This window comes from Novosphingobium sp. BW1 (genome assembly GCF_008107685.1).
In the GTDB taxonomy this organism is placed as follows: domain Bacteria; phylum Pseudomonadota; class Alphaproteobacteria; order Sphingomonadales; family Sphingomonadaceae; genus Novosphingobium.
Map to the genome: position 1 here is coordinate 1 of NZ_VIRF01000016.1, position 396 is coordinate 396.

Genomic DNA, 396 nt, shown 5'->3' on the forward strand with positions numbered 1-396 from the left:
TCTGAACGCGAATCTGGCCCGTGTTATCGATCAGAATGCTCTGGAGATCATTTTCGCCGCCGGTATACAACAACGGGCCGCGACCAACATGTTAATCAAACCACTGGTGGTCAGTATCATCAGGCAACGCCCCGTCATGGAATATGATGCATCCCATCTCGGCAATATGGTTAACCGACTGGAAGAAACATTACCCCCGGAGTTACCGGCATAACGGCTATTCTGCGCCTTTTACGTTTTATCACCTGATTTGTCAGTGTCATCGTCATGACTCAGAGAGGTAAATACCATGATTCACCTGTTCAAAACCTGCATGATTACCGCCTTCATTCTGGGGTTAACGTGGTCTGCCCCACTCCGGGCACAGGATCAACGTTACATCAGTATACGCAATAC

At 48.7% G+C, this 396-nt stretch carries 1 protein-coding gene; it reads left to right on the top strand.

The annotated features are described in order from the left end of the window. Positions 1-214: hypothetical protein (locus FMM79_RS21515; RefSeq protein WP_205466394.1), on the top strand; the 214-nt coding region annotated here is incomplete at its 5' end. Positions 215-396: the final 182 nt, after the last annotated feature.